Here is a 19,135-nt window from a genome sequence, read left to right as displayed (position 1 = left end):
GACCCCCAGGTGCGCCGCCCGCGCACCGGGAGCGGGCTAGAGAGCCCGGAGATGCCTGCGCGGGTTGCTCAGCGACTGCCGGGCGGCACGCAGCTCGTCGGCGAACGTGCTGGTGCCGTCAGCGGTCACCAAGAACGAGGTGATCTGCTCGTCGGTGAGATCGCTTGCCAGCACTGCGGCGTCGTAATGCGTCCACCAGTCGGCAAGCTCCGTCCAGGTGGCGACGAACGCGCGCACCGGCCACTGCGCGGGCTCGGTCTCACCCGTGGAAGTGGCTGGGGCGGGCTTCTTCTGCGACGACTGAACGCGAGCGACGGCCTCTCGTGCGAGTGCCTCCAGATCGGCGTCCTCGCTTGTGGCTTCGGCGACAGCGACGCGGACGCGCTCGAAACCGGGATGCACCGGCGCACCGGCGTCGATGCGTTCGAGTTCAGCAGCGGCGTCGCCGCGCACTGTGGCGGGCAGGTCGGGGTCGTCGGCGATCTGCCGCAGGTAGTTGATCTTCTCCAGCGTGGTGTGAGAAGCGCCACCGGGGATCATCGCAGCAGCCTGTTCTCGGGTGTCACCGCGTGATGCTGACGGTGCCGCAAAATTTGCGGCACCGTCCTTTCCGGGCTGATTGTCCGCGCTGAACCGTGTTGCTGCCTGCCTGCGTGAAGCGTCCTCGGCCATGAGGGTCTTCAGCTCGCGGTAGAGCGCAGCAGCCTCGACCGGGGTGAGGTCTTTGTGGAGCATGTTGTCGTCTTGCTCAGCCAGCAGGTGCCCGAGCCTGCCCGAGACGCCCGAGCGCACCCACACGCTCACCGTGCGCCAGCCGAGCAGCTTGATCGCGGCCAGCCGCCGAGCACCGCACACCAGCACCCCGTCGATGGTGACCGTCAACGGTTGCAGGAGTCCGTCGCGGGCGATGGACTCGGCCAGCGCGGTCAGATCGCCCAGGTCGGTGCGGTGGCGGTTGCCGACGATGATCGAGTCGACGGTGCGGTCGAGTTCGATGTGCCCGGTCTGCGCGCCCATCACCGCCTCCCGTGCTTCGGTGCTGCGAGCGAGATCATCAGCACGAGATCGTCGTCGCGCAGCAGCGCGCGCAGGCTCTCGCCGATAAGCAACCGGAGCAGGATGCCACGTCCGGCAGCGGTCGCGGCATAGGCTGGGTTGGGGTGGCCGAGCAGCGCTTTCAGCAGTGTTGTCCAGGCGGTGCTGTTCACGTCCAGTAGGGCGCGGGCGTGCTTGTCGCGGCGCAGCGCTTCATAGGCGCTCTGGCGGCTGCCCGCGCGGGCGAGCGCCTGGCAGATGTGCTCGACTCCGGCGCGGGCGATGTGCGGAGGCCAGCCCAGCAGCGTGAACAGCGCGATGGCATCCTCCACAGCCGAGCCTGCCGAGCAGCACGCCGTCGTACTCGCGGGTTCGTCGGCACCGGTCGGGTCGGGGTCGGTGACGTGGAATGCCGAGTGGTAGTCGGTCAGCGGGTTCTCCCGATCTGACAGCCTTTCCGCGTCGTGAAACGCGGAGATGTGCGGGCGTCGGGCTTGATGCACCGAACACAGCAGGCCCTGTCCGCGTTCCTCGGCGATGCAGGTGATGCGCACCGCATGGGTCACCACGCCCCACGGGTCGTTCGCGGTACGGGCGGCCTTGGTGCGCATCACATCGAACGCGGCTGATGCCGCCTCCCAGGGGTCGAGGCCGTGCTTGCGGGCCAGCGCCCCGTACTTGTCGGCGGCATAGGCCATCAGCTCAGCGGCGACCGGATCGGACTGCCACGCGCCGGGGCCGCCCTCGTGCAGTCGGTTCAGCAGGGCTCGCAGGCCCTCACTGCGGGTGAAGTCTTCCGGCGCTTGTTCGGGTGTGCGGGTCGTCATGGTGAGTACCTCCTGGCGACCAGGTGCACGCCAGCGCCCACCGTGTCGGCGGCGGTCGGGGGCTCGTGGGGGTGTCATCGCTACTCACCGCTTCACGACTTCCCGACCGCAGCCCTCGTCGGTGCGTGGTGGCGGGCACCATGCCCGAACGCCGACAGCGGCGGCAGCCGCTTGGCCCGGTCGCCGAGATTCCTCAGCCCGTCCACCAACGGTTCGCGGGCCTTGCGTGACATCTCGACCTCCATGTCGATGCCTCGCCCGGCCAATGACGCAGTGTTGCGGGCGATCAGATCGGTGGGCCGCACCCACTCGATACCGCGCGCCCGGTGTTCCTCGAGCTTCTGCTCAACCTCCGCCGCCGCAGCTGCATCGGTGATCTCGTCAGTCGGGGCGGTCTCGACCGTGGCGTCCTTGCGCTTAGTGACGTCGGCAGCGGCTACCGCCTCGGGCACCTGCCGCACTTCACTGCGGTCTTCCGGCACGTCCGGTTCGGGCGCATCCTCGAGGCGCGCGTCCTCGTACGCTCGTACCTGTTCTCGCGGGTCGATAGTCATGATGTTGTCTCCATTCCTGTTGTGGTTTCCGGTTCCTCGACCGGCGGGGTAAACCAACGGCCCACCGTCGAGGGATGCACTTGCAGCTCGTCGGCGATCGCCTTGTTCGACCAGCCGGCCTCCCGAAGCCGCGCGGCGCGCTCACGCCGACCAAGCACCAGCTCGGCCTCCGGCTCGGCGTCTGGTTCGGCTTCGGACTCGGGTGCTGCTGGTGCTGGGTCTGCTTCGGCTACGGCTGGTAGCTCGCGCGGTGCCTGAGCCGTGCTGCTCGGCGGCACGGTGGCCGAGCGCGTGAGGACGACGGTGAGGTGCGTGCTGGCAAGCAGCACCAGCGGCGGCACCGCTGCGACCGTCGCGGCGAGCATGGCGGGCACGCTGGCATCGGCAGCCACGATCGCGTGCAGCGCGTTCGCGGCCACCGACACGAGCGCCCCACAGATCAGCAGCGCCCACGGATACCAGGCACCGGGGCGACCATCGAGCGCGACGACCGCGATTGTCGAGACCACGATCAGCCCGTCGACCAGCAGCGGCCAGATCCACGCCTGCCCCGAAGCGATACCCGACCGGGCCGCGAGATCGGCCAGTGCCATGAACGAGAGCCAGAACGCCCCGATGCCGATCAAGACCGTGCCGGTAGCAGCAGTCATCACCGCCCAACCCCATCCAGGTCGTCGCGCGCTCATCACAGCCCCCGACCACTCGCCGAGGCAACAACCAGCGACTCGTCACGAGCGAAACCCGAAGCCGTCTGGCGCACCGGCGCGCGACGACGCGGCCCGTAGGTGCTGACGTGGCGATACGCCGAACCGACCGTCCGGGTGATCTCGCGCTCGCCCAGCCCAGACTGGATCGCGGCCAGGCCGAGCGCATCGAGTGCTTCGCGGGGCGAGTGACCGTGCTCAGCCATGCGGCACGCGGCCTTGAACAGCCCAAGGTTGCGTTCGCCCTCGGGCCTGCTCGCGACCTGCGAGGCAAGCCGGGCAACATCCAGCGGCCAGCCACCCGGCGGCGCGGGCGCGGGGGTGTACTTCGGGCGTGGGTCGAGGAAATCGCGCAGTCGCTGCGCATCCAGGAGCGAGACCGGGCCAGCGGCCACGCTCTCGACCCGATACGGCATCCGGCGACCATCGATCATGCGCAGCGAGGGAGGCACGATGATGTAGCCGCCGTCGCCCCGAAAGTCGACACCCGCCCGGCCTACCTGCCACGACCGCTGCTCATGCTCCGGGTCAGCGGGAAAGTACAGGTGCCTGCCGCCGGTCGGCGTCGTCACCACTGCCAACGGCTCGGACAGCAGCCCCGAACGGGCCGCACGTCCGAACGCGGCATATCCATCGACCTTGTGCACGTCGACGTCGACAACGACCACCCCCGAGGCCGCGCCGGTCGGAACGGCAAGGTTCGCGCCTGGCTGCCGTCGCCACCACGCCTCCACCTGCCCGGCATCAGTGGTTGCCTCGTGGAAACCACGCTCAGGAATCGGGCGTTTCCCGTCTGGCGCGCACGGGAAGACCGGCACATCGAGCCGGGCCAGCTCGCGCGCAACGAGAGGCAGCGGTACGCCCTCGCCGAGCCGGGAGAACACCGCAGCGACCGACGAAGCCCGGCGCGCGATCACGTCCTGCGCCGTGCGAGCGTCGCGTACCTCAGCCATCGCCAGACCTCCTTCCGCCGGAGGCCACCCCGTAGCGGGGCGACCGTACGACCGTGAGGTACGTCGGGAGGATCACGCAGACGAGACGGACAAGGAAACGAGACTCTGACCGTCAGGCTTCGTGAAGAACCCGACGAGTCTCTACCGGACTACCAGTCAATCCGCGCCAGAAACGACGGGAGGTCGACGGTCTCGAAGAAGCGGCACAGAGTAACCAGAACGGGCACATCGCTCAGACGGTCTGTGCGCGCATCTGGCGGTAGTGGCCGGGGGTGACGCCGACGTACTGGCGGAACAATCGGGTGGCATGGGAACGGGAGTGCCAGCCGACTCGCAGCATCGCAGCCGCGACCGTTAGATCGGTCTCGCGTAGATATTTTGCCAGGTGCTCGGCGCGGAGCATCGTCAGATACGCCAGCGGGGTCTTGCCGTAGGCCTCGACGAATACGCTGGACAACCGTGACGGCGACAGATGCACCTCGGCGGCGAGATCGTCCAGCGTCCACCGGCGTGCGGGGTTCTCGCGCAGCAGGGCAGCGGCCCGGCGTGCCTCGACCCGCAGCGGCGCGAACCGGCGATCACGCGGGAGCGTGGGCCGGATATGCGCACGCTGCGACGGCGAGATCCGCACCGGGGAAACGGTGATGTGTGGGGCGATGACGTAGGCAACCTGGAACCACAGCGCCTGTATCCGCAGGTAGTGCCGCACGAAGTCGCCGTCTACACTTAACGCGACCAACTCGTCCAGCCAAGGCATGAGCATCCCGGCGCGATCCTCGCCCAGCCGGAGAATCTGCGCGGGCTCGGAATAGATGGCGTCCGCGAAACCCTGCGCGTCGAGCCGATCGCAGACGAACCCGGCGTACTGCCACCGCACCTGGTCAAGCACATAGTCGGTATCGAGATAGACCGTGGTCACGGTGATGTGGCCCTCCGGCTCGCTTCCGCACAGGACGTTCGCTCCGAGCAGCACCACATCACCGGACTTGATCGGTTGCTGTCCGAACTCACTGAACAAGAAGGCAGAACCGTCGCGGACGACGATAACCCTCACGCAGTCGTAGGCGACTGGACCAATCGGACGACGGATGGTGCGCGTCCGAGCAATCAAGGCGTCGTAACATGTCATGTCGGCCCACAGCGCTCTCGTGATGCCGGCAAAGGAAGACCAGGCCGACCGCTATCGGTGGCTCTTGCTTTTCCGCGTGGTCGCGATGATGACCCATCTCACGGCGTTGCAGCAGCGACTCACGGACACGCTGATCTCGCTGGTGTCGAGTGTGGATCGCATCGCGCGTCCAATCATGCTCATGACGTTCCTCTCATGACTTCACGAGTCTGGCTATGGCGTCGGACGCTTCCTTGAGCTTTACTTCGGCCTCAGTGCCGTCGTGCTGGATAGCTCCGGCGACGCAGTGTCTGAGGTGGTCATCGAGCAGTCCGAGAGCGACGTTCTCCAGCGCGGAAGTGATCGCACTGATCTGGGTGAGGATGTCGATGCAGTAGGTGTCCTCCTCGATCATCCGGTGGATGCCACGGGCCTGACCCTCGATGCGTCTGAGCCGTGCGAGATAGCGTTCCTTCTCCGTGATGTAGCCGTGAGTCACCGGTGCGGTGGCGATGCTCGGGGTGTCCATATCGATGGCCTCCTAACGGGCGCGGTTCGGCCGACGCATGGTCATGCGGCACGGTCGAGGATTCTGGCAGTGCTGGCTTGCGGGGTGAGGTCGAGCCTGCGCAGCAACTGGGCGTTGAGGGCGACGACCACGGTGGAGACGGACATGAGGATCGCGCCGATGCTCATCGGCAGCACGAACCCGATGGGTGCGAGGACGCCCGCGGCCAGCGGGACGGAGACGAGGTTGTAGCCGGCCGCCCACCACAGGTTCTGCTTCATCTTCCGGAACGTCGCCCGTGAGAGCTCGATTACCGAGAGCACCGATCGCGGATCGGAGGAGGCGAGAATGACGCCCGCCGATCCGATCGCCACGTCCGTGCCCGCTCCGATCGCGATGCCGACGTCGGCCTGGGCCAGCGCCGGGGCGTCGTTCACGCCGTCGCCGACCATGGCGACCTTGCGGCCCTCGTCCTGGAGTTCGGCGACCTTGGCGGCCTTGTCCTCCGGTCGCACGCCCGCGAAGACCCGGTCGATGCCGAGATCCTTCGCGACGGTGTCGGCGACGGCCTGGGCGTCGCCGGTAATCATCACGACCTGCACCCCGGCTGCATGGAGCGCGTCGACGGCTTCGCGGGACTCGGGCCGGATCTCGTCGGCCAGCCGCAGGGCGCCGATGACCTCGCCATCGGCGAGCACATGCAGGATAATCGCACCTTCCTCGCGCCAGGTGTCGGCGACGGGGAGCTCGTCCGCCTCGTGCTGGTCGAGCAGGTACGGTCCGCCGACCTCGATGACGCTTTCATCGACGGTGGCCTTGACACCGACTGCCGGGGAGGACGAGAAGTCCGTGGCCGCGGGCACGTCGAGTTTCCGGGTGCGGGCCGCGCCGACGATGGCCCGGGCGAGCGGGTGCTCGCTGTCGGCCTCCGCGGCGGCGGCCAGCGCCAACACTTCGTCCTCGGTTCGGGTGCCGGAGGGATCGATGGCGGTCACCGTCGGCTCGCCCTTAGTGAGGGTGCCGGTCTTGTCGAACAGCACCGCGTCCACGGTGCGCATGGACTCCAGCGCGAGACGGTCTTTGATGAGCACTCCGCCGCGGGCGGCGCGTTCGGTCGCGATGGAAACCACCAGCGGGATCGCCAGGCCGAGCGCGTGCGGGCAGGCGATGACCAGCACGGTGATCGTGCGGACCACGGCGGCGTCGGGCAGGCCGACGAGCGACCAGATGACGGCGGTGATTGCCGCCGCGCCCAGGGCGAACCAGAACAGCCACGCGGCCGCGGTGTCGGCGATCCGCTGCGCGCGGGAGGAAGACGCCTGTGCGTCGGAGACGAGCTTCTGGATACCGGCGAGCGCGGTGTCGTCGCCGGTCGCGGTGACCTCGACCCGCAGTCCGGAGTCGGTGGCCACGGTGCCGGCGACCACCTGATCCCCGGTCTCCCGGCGCACCGTCTTGGACTCGCCGGTGACCATCGACTCGTCCATCGAGGCCGACCCGTCGACGATCTTTCCATCGGCGGGCACCGAGGATCCCGGACGGACTATCACCACGTCGCCGACAGCCAGATCAGCAGGAGCGACCTTCACGATATCGTCGCCGTCGATTCTCTCGGCTTCGTCGGGCAGCAGCGCGGCGAGGGAGTCCAGCGCGGAGGTGGTTTGGGCGAGCGATCGCATCTCGATCCAGTGGCCGAGCAACATGATCACCACCAGCAGCGCCAGCTCCCACCAGAAGTTCAGTTCGTGGTGCAGGATGCCGAGGCTCGCACCCCAGGACGCGAGGAACGCGACAGTGATCGCCAACGCGATGAGCAGCATCATCCCCGGTTTGCGGGAGCGGATCTCGCTCAGCCCGCCCGTCAGGAAGGGCCAGCCGCCCCAGAAGTAGACGACCGTGCCCAGCACAGGCGACACCCAAGACACCCATGCAGCTTCGGGCAGGTGATAACCGATGAGGTGGGCGAACATGTCGTTGAAGCCCACAACCGGGACGGCGAGAACGAGCATGATCCAGAACAGGCGCCGGAACTGTCCGACGTGATCTCCGTGTCCGGCATGCCCGTGACCATGTCCGCCGTGACCCTCGTGGTGGGCGTGAGCGTCATGGCCGTCGTGGTGGCGGCCGGAAGCCTCGCCGTGACCCTGGTGATGGTCGTGCGAGTGGTGACCGGCGTGGGTGTTCGGCTCGTCGTGGTGCGCGTGCTGAACGTCCACGTGCTCAGGGTGGGCGTGCGATCGTGTCGAGGGATCGTTGCTCATGGTCTCGTCTCCTTTGTTCGTTACCCCAGCCCAGAGGCGAGACCGGGGCGAAGGTTCCGCGCTCCCGTGCAGGTCCGGTCGTCGGGAGCGCGGAACCAGATGCCGTCAGGCGGCGTTCGCGTAGCGGTCGGGATCAGCGTCGAACAGGGGTCCGCAGGCGGCGCAGCAGAACCAGTACCGCTGGCCCTGGTAGTCGCGGTAGAGACCGGCTTCCTCCGCCTGCGCCTTGACGACGGGGGTGCCGGCCATCACCTTGCATTCGGTCATCTCATCGGCCGGAGTCTGAGCGATGGCCTCCGCACTGGGTGTGTGTCCGCAGCAGCTCCCACCGCTCGAGGACGTGTCGGTCAGGTTCAGGTTCTCGTGTGCAGTCATCGTGCTTCCTTTCGTGTTGTGTCAATGACGGGTGGGTCAGGCGTTCACCGGTTCGCGAGCCGGTGTCGGTCCGGCGGGTGCCGGAGCGCTGGTGTCGTCCGCGCGGGCCTTGAAGGTCCGCAGCCGCAGGCTGTTGGACACGACGAACACGGACGACAGGGCCATGGCCGCGCCGGCGAGCATGGGGTTGAGCAGCCCGAAGGCGGCGAGCGGGATCGCGGCGGTGTTGTAGGCGAAGGCCCAGAATAGGTTCGTCTTGATCGTTCGCAGTGTGTGCCGGGCGAGCCGGATCGCGTCGGCGGCGGCCCGCAGGTCGCCGCGCACCAGGGTGATGTCGGCGGCCTCGATCGCGACATCGGTGCCGGTGCCCATCGCCAGGCCCAGGTCGGCTTGGGCGAGCGCAGGGGCGTCGTTGACGCCATCGCCGACCATCGCGACGACCTTGCCTTCTGCTTGCAGCCGGGCGACGACATCGACCTTGTCCTTGGGTAGCACCTCGGCGATCACCTGCTCGATGCCGACCTCGGCGGCGACCTGCTCGGCCACGGCCTGGTTGTCGCCGGTGAGCAGCACCGGGGTCAGACCGAGTTCGGTGAACTGGGCGATGGCCTGCTTGCTGGTGGGCTTGATCTGGTCGGAGACCACTAGCACGCCACGGGCGGCACCGTCCCAGCCGATCGCGATCGCGGTCTTGCCCTCGGCTTCCGCGGCCTGCTTCGCGGCACGGAGGTCTCTATCGAGGTGGATCGACCAGTCCGCCAGCAGGGACTCACGGCCGGCGACGACGGCATGACCGGCGACGACGCCCTGGACGCCCTTGCCTTCGATGTTCTCGAAGGATTCCGGGGCGGGCAGCTCGCCCACCTCGCTGGTCGCTCCGGTGGCGATGGCCTGGGCGATGGGGTGCTCGGAGTAGTCCTCCAGGCCGCCAGCGATGCGCAGCAGCTCGGCCCGGTCCACGCCGTCGGCGGTGATGACGTCGGTGAGGGTCATCTTGCCGGTGGTGACGGTGCCGGTCTTGTCGAGGACGATCGTGTCGACCTTCTTGGTGGACTCCAGTACCTCAGGCCCCTTGATGAGGACACCCATCTGCGCGCCCCGTCCGGTGCCGACCAGCAGCGCCGTCGGGGTCGCGAGACCGAGGGCGCAGGGGCAGGCGATGATGAGCACGGCGACGGCGGCGGTGAAGCCCGCGCTGAGCGGGAACCCGGCCCCGATCCATGCGCCCAGGGCGCCGACCGCCACGGCGATGGCGATGGGCACGAACACTCCGGAGACCTTGTCGGCCAGGCGTTGAATCTCGGCCTTGCCCGACTGGGCATCCTCGACGAGCTTCGCCATCTGCGCCAGCTGCGTATCCGAGCCGACGCGGGTGGCCTGGACGACGAGCCGACCGCCGGCATTCACCGTCGCGCCGGTCACGGCGTCGCCTTCGCTGACCTCGACGGGCACGGATTCGCCGGTGAGCATCGAGGCGTCGATCGCGGAGTTGCCCGAGGTGATGACCCCGTCGGTGGCGATCTTCTCGCCGGGCCTCACCACGAACTCATCACCCACGGTCAGCTCATCGATGGAGACCCGCTGCTCCTGACCATTGCGGAGAACCGAGACTTCTTTCGCGCCGAGTTCGAGCAGGGCGCGCAGGGCGGCGCCGGCGCGTCGCTTGGAGCGCTTCTCGAAGTAGCGACCGAGCAGGATGAAGGTGATCACCCCGGCGGCGACTTCGAGATAGATGTGCCCGAGCCCGTCGGAACGGGAGATGGTGAACTCGAAGGGGTGCACCACGCCCCGGTCCCCGGCGGTGCCGAAGAACAGGGCGACCAGCGACCAGATCATCGCCGCGGTCGTGCCCACGGAGATGAGGGTGTCCATCGTCGCGGCGCCGTGCCTGAGGTTCATCCAGGCGGCCTTGTGGAACGGCCAGCCCGCCCACACCACGACCGGGGCGGCGAGTGCCAGAGAAGCGAAGCCCCAGTAGTCGAACTGCAGCGCGGGGATCATCGCCATCGCGATGACCGGCACCGCCAGCACCGCGGAGCCGATGAGCCGCTGCCGCAGCGACCGTAGCTCGGCGTCCTCACGGGACTCGCCTCCCTCACCATCCTTGGGTGTTTCGCCCTTGGGGGTGGGGAGCTCGGCGGTGTAGCCGGTCTTCTCCACCTCGGCGACGAGCAGCTGCGGATCGTAGCCCTCGGGTGCGGTGACGCTGGCCTTCTCAGTCGCGTAGTTCACGCTCGCGGTCACTCCGTCGAGCTTGTTGAGCTTCTTCTCGATCCGGTTCGCGCACGACGCGCACGTCATGCCACCGATCTGCAGCTCGATCCCGGCAGCGCGGGCACCGGCCGCGGTGGCGCTGTCAGTGCTCATGGTCTCCTCCTTCCTCATGCCCGCCGGCGCCCTCGTGGCTGCCGCCGTCCGGCGATGCCTCGCCGGTGGTGTCCACCACGAGCGGGGCGGTATGCACCTGCCCGTCGATCTGGAAGTCGAGGAACAGCAGGTACCGGCCCGGCGTGGGCGCGGTGGCCTCGAACACGATCTCCGGCCCGGAGGTCTCACCCGCTTCGGGGGCGTCGCCGTGCGGGTGGACGTGCAGATAGGCCAGGTCCCCGTCGCGCAGCGCGACGAGGTGCCCGAACGCTCCCAGATAGGGCTCGAGCGCGGTGACCGGCTCACCGTCCTGAGTGATCGTCATCGTCAACTCCGACCCGGAACCGGCGACCAGATCGCCGGACACGGCGACGGTGTATCCGTCGACCGTGGTCTCGGTCACCGGTCCGTCGGCGGGAGCGGGCGCGTAGTCCCCGGCGACCTGCACCGAGGTCGACAGCGTCATGCCCGAGCCGGTCTCGGTAGGCACGAAGTCGGCGAACACCCGGTAGGAGCCGGCGGCCTCCCACTCCCACGGGATCGACCAGGCACCCTGGTTGTCGCGTTCGGGGTGGACGTGGCGGAAGTGCTGCCCGTCGGAGCGCACCACGATCAGGTGCAGCTCCTTCTCATGCTCCAGCTCGAAGTCGGTGACCGGGTGCCCGTCGGGCCCGGTGACCGTCAGCGACAGCTCACCGTCCTCGCCGGTCGCGGTCGGGGCGGTGACGCCGGTGAGCTGGTAGCCGTCCTGCGCCAGCCCCAGGCCCAGCGACGCCGCATCGGCGCCGGAAGTGTGGCCTGCGTGGGGGTCGTCGCCGGTCATGTCGTGTCCTTCCGTGTGGTTGTTGTCGGTGGTCTCTTCTGCCCAGGCCTGCACAGTGGAGTCGGGGACGATCGCGTTCGCCGTGAAAGCGGCCACGGCGAACACGGCCACGAGAACCAGCCCGTACAGGCCCAGCCGTGCAGGGGCTTTCATCTCAGCTCCTGACGGCGGTGTAGCCGGCCTCATCGACCGCCGCGATCACCGTGGCGTCCTCGATCGGCTGCTCGGCGGTCACGGCCAGGCGCCCGGTCTGAGCGCTGACCTCGATCCCGGTGACGCCGGGGATCTCGGAGACCTCGCTGCGGATCGCGGTCTCGCAGTGCCCGCAGCTCATCCCGGTCACCTGGAACTCAGTGGTGGTCGTGCTCATGATCAAATCTCCTTCACTCGTGTCTGACTTCTGTAACCATATACCCCAGGGGGGTATTCCCTAGTTGGTAGGTGCTTCTTCGGTTTTCTGCTGCGCTTGCCCGGTGGGGCGGATGTGGCGCAGGCGGGTGGCGGCGATGATCGCGGCCACCGCGGCGATGACCGCGGAGACGATCGCTGCCATGTTCAGGCCGCCGGAGAAGGCCGCCTGTGCGGCGGCGATCAGCTGTTCGCCCAGCGCGTCGGGCAACTCCGCGGCGGTGGCGAGGGCGCCGTCGATACTGTCCGAGGCGGCGGCCGCGGCCTCCGGGGTGAGCCCGTCGGGCAGGGAGCCGTCGATTCGATTGCGGTAGGTGGCGAGGCCGACGCTACCGATGACGGCGACGCCGAGCGAGATGCCCAGATCGTTCGCCGTGGTCGCCAGCCCCGAGGCGCCGCCGGTCTTCTCCGGCGGCACCGAGCTGACGACAAGGTCGGTCGTCAGCGCCATCGAGGGCGCGACGCCGGGGTAGGTGATGACGAAGCTCGCGATCACCAGCGCCAGCCCCGTGCCTGCGTCGAGCTGGGTGAACAGGATGTAGCCGACCACCTGCGTGAGCAGGCCGATCGCGATCACGTTCCCCGGCCGGAACCTCCGTGCGAGCACCGGCGAGAGGGTCGAGACGACGATCAGCACCGCGGCGGCGGGCAGGATCGACAGCCCGGCCTGGAGCGGCGAGAGCCCCTGCACCTGCTGGAGGTACTGGGTGAACAGCGAGTACACGCCGCCCAGTGCTGCCGCCGACAGCAGGAACACCGCGAGCGCCCCGGAGACGGTGCGGTTGGTGAACAGGCGCACGTCCAGCAGCGGCTGCGTGGCGCGCAGCTGCCGGAGCACGAACCACAGCCCGATCAGCGCGCCCGCGGCCAGCAGGCCGATCGACGGCCAGGCGGGCTCCTGGGCGGCGAAGCGCTTGATGCCGTAGATGATCGCGAGCAGCCCACCGACCAGCAACAGCGCGCTGAACAAGTCGATCCGCGCAGACGGGTCGCGGTGCTCGGGCACCAGCAGCGGTGCGCCGATCGCGACCAGCGCCATGATCGGCACCGCCACCAGGAACGTCGCCTGCCACCCGAACCCTTCCAGGAGTAGGCCGGACAGGAGTGGGCCGAGGGCGACGCCGGCGGAGATGCCGCCCGCCCAGACGCCGATGGCGACGCCGCGCTGCTTCGCGTCGGCGAAGAGCACGAAGATCAGGCCGATCGTCGCGGGCACCATCATCGCCGCAGCCAGTCCGAGGACGGCGCGCCAGACGATCATCAGCTCGGGGATCGTCGTCAGGGCGGCCGCGACGGAGACCGCGGCGAACAGGATCGCACCGATGACCATCAGCAGCCGCTTGCCGATCCGGTCGCCGAGTACGCCCATCGCGACGAGGAAGCCGGCCATGACGAAGCCGTAGATGTCGAGGATCCACAGCAGTTGCGTGCTCGTCGGGTTCAGGTCCGCAGCGAGGTTCGGGGCGGCCAGGAACAGGATGGTCAGCATCATGAACAGCAGAGTCGAGGGAATCACCAGGATCGCCAGACCCCACCACTGCTTTGCCCCTGCCCTGGGGGCAGGTGTGCTCGTATCGCTCATGTTGCGCCCCCTGTGATCGTGCGTGTCGTGTTCATCGCCGTGTCTCCTCTCCTTCGTCCCGCCGCCGGATCGGGCGACGACACCGTAACTCGGTCATCGGTGTACAGGTTGCAACAGCTACACTATCTCATACATTCCAGTACGACTTGAGAGGTGGAGCATGCCGACGAAGAAGGCCCAGCCTGCCGGCGGCGCTCGGCGCGGCCCGGCGACAGCGACCCGCGCGGCCAACCAGCGCGCCGACGCGCAGCGCAACCGGGCGAAGATTCTGGCCGCGACAGTGACCGCGATCCGCAAAAGCCCCGACGCTTCCGTCGCAGACATCGCTGCCGAGGCTGGAGTGGGCCGGGTGACGCTCTACGGGCACTTCCAGACTCGCGCCGAGCTCATCGAGGCAGCACTGGTGGACAGTCTGGAACGTGCCGAGGACGTGCTGAGTCAGATACCCCTTGATGGCGACCCGCGTGCGGCCTTCCAGCGCTTGGTTGCATCCAGCTGGATGTTCGTCGACCAGTCTCGCGCCCTGCTCGCTACAGCGCAGAAGGAACTCTCCGCCGCCCGCATTCGCGAACTGCACGAGAAGGCCGAGGCGCGCATGCGCGGGCTGCTGCTGCGCGGACAGCGCGAAGGCGCCTTCCGCGCCGACCTGCCGGTGTCCTGGCTGCTGACTACCACGCACGTCGTTCTCAACGGCGCGGCCGAGGAGGTGCGCACGGGCCGGATCGACCCCGATGATGCGCCATGGTTCATCGACGCGATCCTGCTGCCCGCGTTCGCGCCCACCGCGACCACTCAGGGCGACGGATGAGCGCCGCGAGGGTCGGGATCATCGGCGCCGGGGCCGCTGGAACCAGCGCCGCCAGACTCCTGCACACCCAAGCCCCGGAGATCGAAGTTGAGCTCTTCGCCCGCACTGGCGAGAAGCCCGCCAATCGCACCCTGGTCACCAAAGGCGTCATGTCGGGGCTGCTTGAACCCGACCAAGCGACGCTCCCAGACACCGGTGCGTCACTTGTTTCGGACACCGTGCGCGGCCTCGATCCCCGCACGCGCGAGCTACGTCTCGACTCCGGCGCCACCCGTATGTTCGACGCGCTCATCATCGCCAGCGGCAGCAGACCTCGCCTGCTCGACGAGGACATCCTCGGCCGTGACGAAGCTCTCCACTCGGGGCGCCTGACCACCCTGCACTCGATGGCCGACGGTGCTCGCGTCCGCGACCGACTCGCGAGCAGACCCGCATCCCGTGTCCTGCTCCTCGGCGGCGGTATCCTCGCCTCCGAGGCCGCGTCTTTGCTCACCGACGCCGGCCACGACGTGGCCCTGATCGCGCGTTCGCTCGTCCCCGGCGCGAACGCGATCGGTGCGCACGCCGCCAGGCGCGTCCTCGATCTGCACCACCCCCAGCACGCCGCCTACCTCGGGGTCAATCCGCGCGCGATCCGCACCCACCCCGACCGCATCTCCATCACGCTCGACCGTAGCGGCACCAAGGTCGACGGCGACCTGGCGATCGTCGCCCACGGCACCCTGCCCGCAGCCCCGGCTCCCTGGACCGGACCTGACGGCATCCCGGTCGATAGCCGGCTGCGCTCGATGCACGCGCCGCGCCAACGGATCTACGCCGCGGGCGGCGTCGCCGTGCACCACTATCCCGGCCACAGCTCGTACCGGATCGATCACTGGGACGACTCGGTCGCCCAGGGAGCCCATGCGGCCAAGACTCTGTTGCACGACCTCGGCCTGGACGACGATCCCGGCATCTACCTGCCGTCTTCGCCGTTCTCCGCACGCGTCCACGGACACACCCTGGTCGGAGCGGGGTATCCCGCTTTGGGGTCCAGTACGCAAATCGTCTCCGCCGACCCCTTGCTCACGGCGCACTACCTCGGAGATACCCTCGTCGCTCTCACAGGGATTGACGCCACCGGCCTCGTCCGCGACTGGATACCTCGGCTGCACCGGCGAGCACCGACTCGCCCCTGATCGACAAGCCGGATCGCGGGCGCCTCGGCAAGCACGACGCGCCGGTGGCGGGCGGAAGCATTCGTTCCGCCCGCCACCTGCGCGCTTATGCGGTGCGCACACAGGCGCACTGGGACGCCGCGAGGGTGCCTTCGGCGGCTTCGGTCTCCTCACGGAGCACCAGGTCACCGACCGCGCCTTCTCCGGTGGCATCGGCGGCCTCGATAGTCTCGGTTTCCTTCTCGCGGGGCCAGAGCATCTGCGCTGTGACGGCACCGCCGATGGCGAGAGCGGCAAGGATCGACCAGGCGAGAGTGAAGCCGGACGCTGTGCCTACCCATCCCGCGATCGGGTAGGTGACGAGCCAGGCCAAGTGAGACAGTGAGAATTGTGCCGCGAAGGCCGCCGGGAGCTCGCGCTTCGCGACCGAACCTCGGATGACGCGTCCGGTGGGCGTGACGATCAAGGCCATGCCGCCGCCGATGACCACCCAGATCGGTGCCGTGATCATCCAGGAAGCCGCCTGGATGGCGGTCATCGCGACGGCCGCCAGCACGCCAGCAAGCAGAACTGCGGCACCGGTCATCATCACGACCCGCTCGGCGATCCGATCGAGCACGCGTGGCAGGAACAAAGCGACCAGCAGTGTGCCGCCGCCGGAGGCTGCAAGCATCCAGGCGACGTCGGCCTGCGTGCCGCCCAGTTGATCTCGGACATAGTTGACCGTATTGACCACCACGATCGATCCGGCTGCGGCGACCACCACGTTCAGGGCCATGACGCCGCGCAGACGAGGAGTCGCGAAGAAGACCTTCACGCCCGAGGTGACCCGGTTCCACGCATCCGCGTGCCCGCTTGGTGCCGCATTGGGGATGCGAGTCGAGAGCACCAGGACGGCGGAGAGCACGAAACCTACCGACGTGCCGACGAACAACCAGTTGAACGTCATGAACGTCAGAGCGACCGCCGCGAGCACCGGGCTGAGCAGGCTCTCCATCGTGTAGGCCACCTGCGACGCGGACAGCGCCCGCGTGTAGTCGGACTCCTCGACCACGATATCGGGGATGACCGCCTGGAACGTCGGCGTGAACGCAGCAGAAGCCGCCTGCAGTACCCCGATGAGAACGTAGATCTGCCAGATCTCCGTGACGAACGGCAGAGCGAGCACCACGGCCGCGCGCGCCACGTCGAGCAGGGTCAGGAACATCCGCCTCGGGAGCCGGTCGGCATAGGCCGCAGCCAACGGAGCGATCAAGACGTACATGATCATCTTGATAGTCAGCGCCGTCGCAAGCACCGCCCCCGCGCTCGGACCGGCGAGCTCGTAAGCGAGCAGACCGAGGGCGACGGTCGCCAACCCCGTCCCGAACAGGGCGATGATCTGCGCACTGAACAGGTGACGGAAGTCGCGGATCGCGAACAAACGCATAGGGCTCTCCTGACCTTCGTGGAAACTCTCCACCATCAACCTAATACCCCCTAGGGGTATTCCCGTCAGTCTGGGCACGGCCGAGTGGGAAGCTGCTCGGCCGGACGCGGAGCCAGTCGACCTCGGCCGCGCCGATCGCTCCCGCCGTCGGCAGATGCACATCGGGGGCCGGTAAACTGCGGTGTATGGCGGTGACGGCGGCAGCGCAACCCGGGAGGGGTCTTCAGGGCTTCCTCCGGCGTGTGATGCTCGGAGGGTTGCTGGTGGCAGCGATCGTCCTCGGGCTGCTGGCCATGCATACGCTGAACCTGCACGGCACCCCGGCCGCCCACGCGCCCGCCACAATCTCGGTCGCCGCCAGCGACGCCGTGGGCGCCCATCACAGCGCGGCGGGCGCCCATGAGTCCGGTGGCACGGCCAGTGACCTCGGTGGTACGTGTGCGGACTGCGGGGGTAGTGACCATCTGGGCATGGCGATGGCATGTGTGCTCGCACTGCTGCTCGTCCTTCTCATCCTGGCGCCGCCTCAACTTCTGCCGGGATGGATGCACACCGCGCCCCGGCCGCTCCTCGTGGCGCGGTTCATCGACCAGCTCCGATCTCGGGCGCCGTCGCTGCACGTTCTCTGCATCAGTCGCACGTGATGGATCGGTGAACCAGGCGCACATCAGCGTCGACGGTTCCCCTCTCCCATTCACGCGGTGCCCTCTCGGGGTGCCGCGCCACTGAAGCGACTGTTGATATTGGAGAACACTCATGAAGTTTCGTACCGCGGCGACCGCCGCACTCGCCCTCACTGCTGCCCTGGTCCTGGCCGGCTGCTCGGCCGGAAGCGACAACGAGGGCTCGATGCCGGGCATGGACCACGGCTCGTCCGAACTGACAGCCGACGCCAACGACGCGGACGTGATGTTCGCCTCGATGATGATCGTCCACCACGAACAGGCCATCGAGATGAGCGACATCGTCCTCGCCAAGGAGGATGTCAACCCCGAGGTGATCGAACTGGCCGAAGCGATCAAGGCCGCCCAGGGGCCCGAGATCGAACAGCTCCAGGGGTGGCTGGACGACTGGGGCGTCGATTCCGAGGAGCAGCAGATGGACGGCATGGACCACGGCGACGGCATGATGACCGAGGACGACCTGGCCGCCCTCGAATCGGCCGACGGACCCGAAGCATCGCGCCTGTTCCTGGAACAGATGATCGCCCATCACGAGGGAGCGGTCGAGATGGCCCAGACGCAAGTCGATGACGGCAGCAACCCCGACGCCATCGAGCTCGCGCAGACCATCATCGACGCGCAGACCACCGAGATCCAGCAGATGCAGGACCTCCTGGCCACCCTCTGATCGACCATCAGGGTCGGTGCCGCGGCGAGAGCGCCCGGCACCGACCCTTCCGACACTCTTGAAGGATCGCACCATGCCCCACCCCGCCGCGCCTCACCGGCGAAAACTGATCGTCGCCGCCGCCGCGACGCTCGCCGCCGCCCTCGTCCTCACCGGATGCGCCACTGCACCCTCGCACGAACCCGCGTCGCCCTCGGCCAACAGTCAGGCCGTCGACACCGGCTTCCTGGCGGACCACGACCTTGACGGCCTGGACGCCGCACAGGTCATCGAACGGCTCGACACGATGCCCGTCGCCGACCGACCCACTGATCTGATCGCATCCGTGCAGCCGGATGCGCTCGTGCTCACCGACGACCAGAAGCGCGAGACACGTCTGCCGATGCCCGAAGACGAGGTGTACATCTCGGTCGCCCCCTACCGGGAACAGACCCACGACTGCTACTTCCACAGCCTCACCACCTGCCTCGGCGAACTCGCCAACACAGCAGTCCAGGTCACCCTCACCGGCGAAGACGGAGACGTGCTCCTCGACGAGGTTCGGCAAACCTACGACAACGGGTTCGTTGGCATCTGGGTGCCCCGCGGCATCAAGGCAACGCTCACGATCGAACATGAGGGTCGGACGGGCACCGTGACCATTTCAACGATGAACGAGGATGATGCGACCTGCATCACCACGCTGCAGCTGACCTGACAGCTCGACGGCCCGAATGTCCGGAGACACCCAGTCCTTCGTAATGTTTCAGAAGGTGAACGTCCCCCACGGAGCCGTAGTTAGAGGCTAGAGCGCAGTGGGCATTCTCGGAGCTGCACCGACAGTAGAACGCTGCCAACGTCGCTGCGATGTGGTCCCTACGCGGTGGTCCCTCTCATAGAGACTGAC

General features: G+C 68.1%; 20 protein-coding genes. 6 read left to right on the top strand and 14 right to left on the bottom strand.

Translation table 11 applies throughout. The features are described 5' to 3' along the window. Positions 1-36: 36 nt before the first annotated feature. The 6 genes from AB0P08_RS16780 to AB0P08_RS16755 all read right to left on the bottom strand — a co-directional run bounded on the left by AB0P08_RS16780 (position 37) and on the right by AB0P08_RS16755 (position 5,202). Complete coding sequence (locus AB0P08_RS16780; protein ID WP_363590603.1) at positions 37-1,017, bottom strand: ParB N-terminal domain-containing protein; 981 nt, start codon at positions 1,015-1,017, stop codon at positions 37-39. Further along, positions 1,017-1,862 carry a hypothetical protein gene (locus AB0P08_RS16775; RefSeq protein ID WP_017883425.1) on the bottom strand — a complete coding sequence of 282 codons (846 nt, stop codon included), beginning with the start codon at positions 1,860-1,862 and terminating at the stop codon, positions 1,017-1,019. The genes AB0P08_RS16780 and AB0P08_RS16775 overlap by 1 nt, the downstream gene beginning before the upstream one ends. A 92-nt stretch (positions 1,863-1,954) precedes the next feature. Then, positions 1,955-2,416, bottom strand: a complete 462-nt coding sequence (locus tag AB0P08_RS16770; RefSeq protein ID WP_259983131.1) for a hypothetical protein — start codon at positions 2,414-2,416, stop codon at positions 1,955-1,957. Next, complete coding sequence (locus tag AB0P08_RS16765) at positions 2,413-3,066, bottom strand: DUF2637 domain-containing protein (protein ID WP_017883423.1); 654 nt, start codon at positions 3,064-3,066, stop codon at positions 2,413-2,415. Before AB0P08_RS16765 ends, AB0P08_RS16770 begins: the two co-directional genes overlap by 4 nt. Before the next feature lie 35 nt (positions 3,067-3,101). Continuing rightward, positions 3,102-4,073, bottom strand: a complete 972-nt coding sequence (locus AB0P08_RS16760; protein ID WP_017883422.1) for a bifunctional DNA primase/polymerase — start codon at positions 4,071-4,073, stop codon at positions 3,102-3,104. Between the two features lie 232 nt (positions 4,074-4,305). After that, positions 4,306-5,202, bottom strand: a complete 897-nt coding sequence (locus AB0P08_RS16755; RefSeq protein ID WP_017883421.1) for a helix-turn-helix transcriptional regulator — start codon at positions 5,200-5,202, stop codon at positions 4,306-4,308. Between AB0P08_RS16755 and AB0P08_RS16750 the strand changes: the two genes are divergently transcribed. Next, entirely contained in the window at positions 5,201-5,401 is a 201-nt protein-coding gene (locus AB0P08_RS16750) for a hypothetical protein (RefSeq protein WP_175986189.1), read from the top strand. The genes AB0P08_RS16755 and AB0P08_RS16750 overlap by 2 nt on opposite strands. On the opposite strand, the gene AB0P08_RS16745 is transcribed toward AB0P08_RS16750, so the two are convergent. The 7 genes from AB0P08_RS16745 to AB0P08_RS16715 form a co-directional block, all read right to left on the bottom strand. Beyond that, positions 5,396-5,710, bottom strand: a complete 315-nt coding sequence (locus AB0P08_RS16745; RefSeq protein WP_017883419.1) for a metal-sensitive transcriptional regulator — start codon at positions 5,708-5,710, stop codon at positions 5,396-5,398. The two genes, AB0P08_RS16750 and AB0P08_RS16745, sit on opposite strands and share 6 nt — an antisense overlap. A 41-nt stretch (positions 5,711-5,751) precedes the next feature. After that, positions 5,752-7,950, bottom strand: a complete 2,199-nt coding sequence (locus tag AB0P08_RS16740; RefSeq protein WP_227750944.1) for a heavy metal translocating P-type ATPase — start codon at positions 7,948-7,950, stop codon at positions 5,752-5,754. Positions 7,951-8,055: 105 nt separating this feature from the next. Further along, positions 8,056-8,325: a YHS domain-containing protein gene (locus AB0P08_RS16735; protein WP_031289811.1), complete on the bottom strand. Its 270-nt coding sequence runs from the start codon at positions 8,323-8,325 to the stop codon at positions 8,056-8,058. 36 nt (positions 8,326-8,361) lie between these two features. Then, positions 8,362-10,692: a heavy metal translocating P-type ATPase gene (locus AB0P08_RS16730; RefSeq protein ID WP_259983139.1), complete on the bottom strand. Its 2,331-nt coding sequence runs from the start codon at positions 10,690-10,692 to the stop codon at positions 8,362-8,364. Next, on the bottom strand, positions 10,682-11,668 hold the full coding sequence (locus AB0P08_RS16725) for a DUF8832 domain-containing protein (RefSeq protein ID WP_017883415.1): 987 nt from the start codon (positions 11,666-11,668) through the stop codon (positions 10,682-10,684). The genes AB0P08_RS16730 and AB0P08_RS16725 overlap by 11 nt, the downstream gene beginning before the upstream one ends. Position 11,669: 1 nt before the next feature. Then, on the bottom strand, positions 11,670-11,885 hold the full coding sequence (locus AB0P08_RS16720) for a heavy-metal-associated domain-containing protein (protein ID WP_031289808.1): 216 nt from the start codon (positions 11,883-11,885) through the stop codon (positions 11,670-11,672). Positions 11,886-11,945: 60 nt separating this feature from the next. Next, a complete protein-coding gene (locus tag AB0P08_RS16715) occupies positions 11,946-13,505 on the bottom strand; it encodes an MFS transporter (RefSeq protein ID WP_259983142.1) in 1,560 nt (519 codons plus the stop codon). 160 nt (positions 13,506-13,665) lie between these two features. Between AB0P08_RS16715 and AB0P08_RS16710 the strand changes: the two genes are divergently transcribed. Both AB0P08_RS16710 and AB0P08_RS16705 read left to right on the top strand, forming a co-directional pair. Further along, positions 13,666-14,313 carry a TetR/AcrR family transcriptional regulator gene (locus AB0P08_RS16710; protein ID WP_017885407.1) on the top strand — a complete coding sequence of 216 codons (648 nt, stop codon included), beginning with the start codon at positions 13,666-13,668 and terminating at the stop codon, positions 14,311-14,313. After that, positions 14,310-15,491 (top strand): FAD-dependent oxidoreductase, encoded by a 1,182-nt coding sequence (locus tag AB0P08_RS16705; RefSeq protein WP_175986193.1) that lies wholly within the window; start codon positions 14,310-14,312, stop codon positions 15,489-15,491. The genes AB0P08_RS16710 and AB0P08_RS16705 overlap by 4 nt, the downstream gene beginning before the upstream one ends. A gap of 85 nt (positions 15,492-15,576) precedes the next feature. On the opposite strand, the gene AB0P08_RS16700 is transcribed toward AB0P08_RS16705, so the two are convergent. After that, positions 15,577-16,899, bottom strand: coding sequence for an MFS transporter (locus tag AB0P08_RS16700; protein WP_363590602.1), 1,323 nt, complete (start codon positions 16,897-16,899; stop codon positions 15,577-15,579). Positions 16,900-17,162: 263 nt separating this feature from the next. Between AB0P08_RS16700 and AB0P08_RS16695 the strand changes: the two genes are divergently transcribed. The 3 genes from AB0P08_RS16695 (at position 17,163) to AB0P08_RS16685 (ending at position 18,946) form a co-directional block, all read left to right on the top strand. Continuing rightward, positions 17,163-17,543 carry a DUF6153 family protein gene (locus AB0P08_RS16695; protein ID WP_250646129.1) on the top strand — a complete coding sequence of 127 codons (381 nt, stop codon included), beginning with the start codon at positions 17,163-17,165 and terminating at the stop codon, positions 17,541-17,543. A gap of 112 nt (positions 17,544-17,655) precedes the next feature. Further along, positions 17,656-18,249: a DUF305 domain-containing protein gene (locus tag AB0P08_RS16690; protein ID WP_017885403.1), complete on the top strand. Its 594-nt coding sequence runs from the start codon at positions 17,656-17,658 to the stop codon at positions 18,247-18,249. 73 nt (positions 18,250-18,322) lie between these two features. Continuing rightward, positions 18,323-18,946, top strand: coding sequence for a CueP family metal-binding protein (locus tag AB0P08_RS16685; protein ID WP_363590601.1), 624 nt, complete (start codon positions 18,323-18,325; stop codon positions 18,944-18,946). Positions 18,947-19,135 lie beyond the last annotated feature (189 nt).

It is taken from the genome of Microbacterium meiriae, assembly GCF_040686935.1.
Classification (GTDB): Bacteria; Actinomycetota; Actinomycetes; order Actinomycetales; family Microbacteriaceae; genus Microbacterium; species Microbacterium meiriae.
This window is presented reverse-complemented; position numbering and strand designations above follow the sequence as displayed.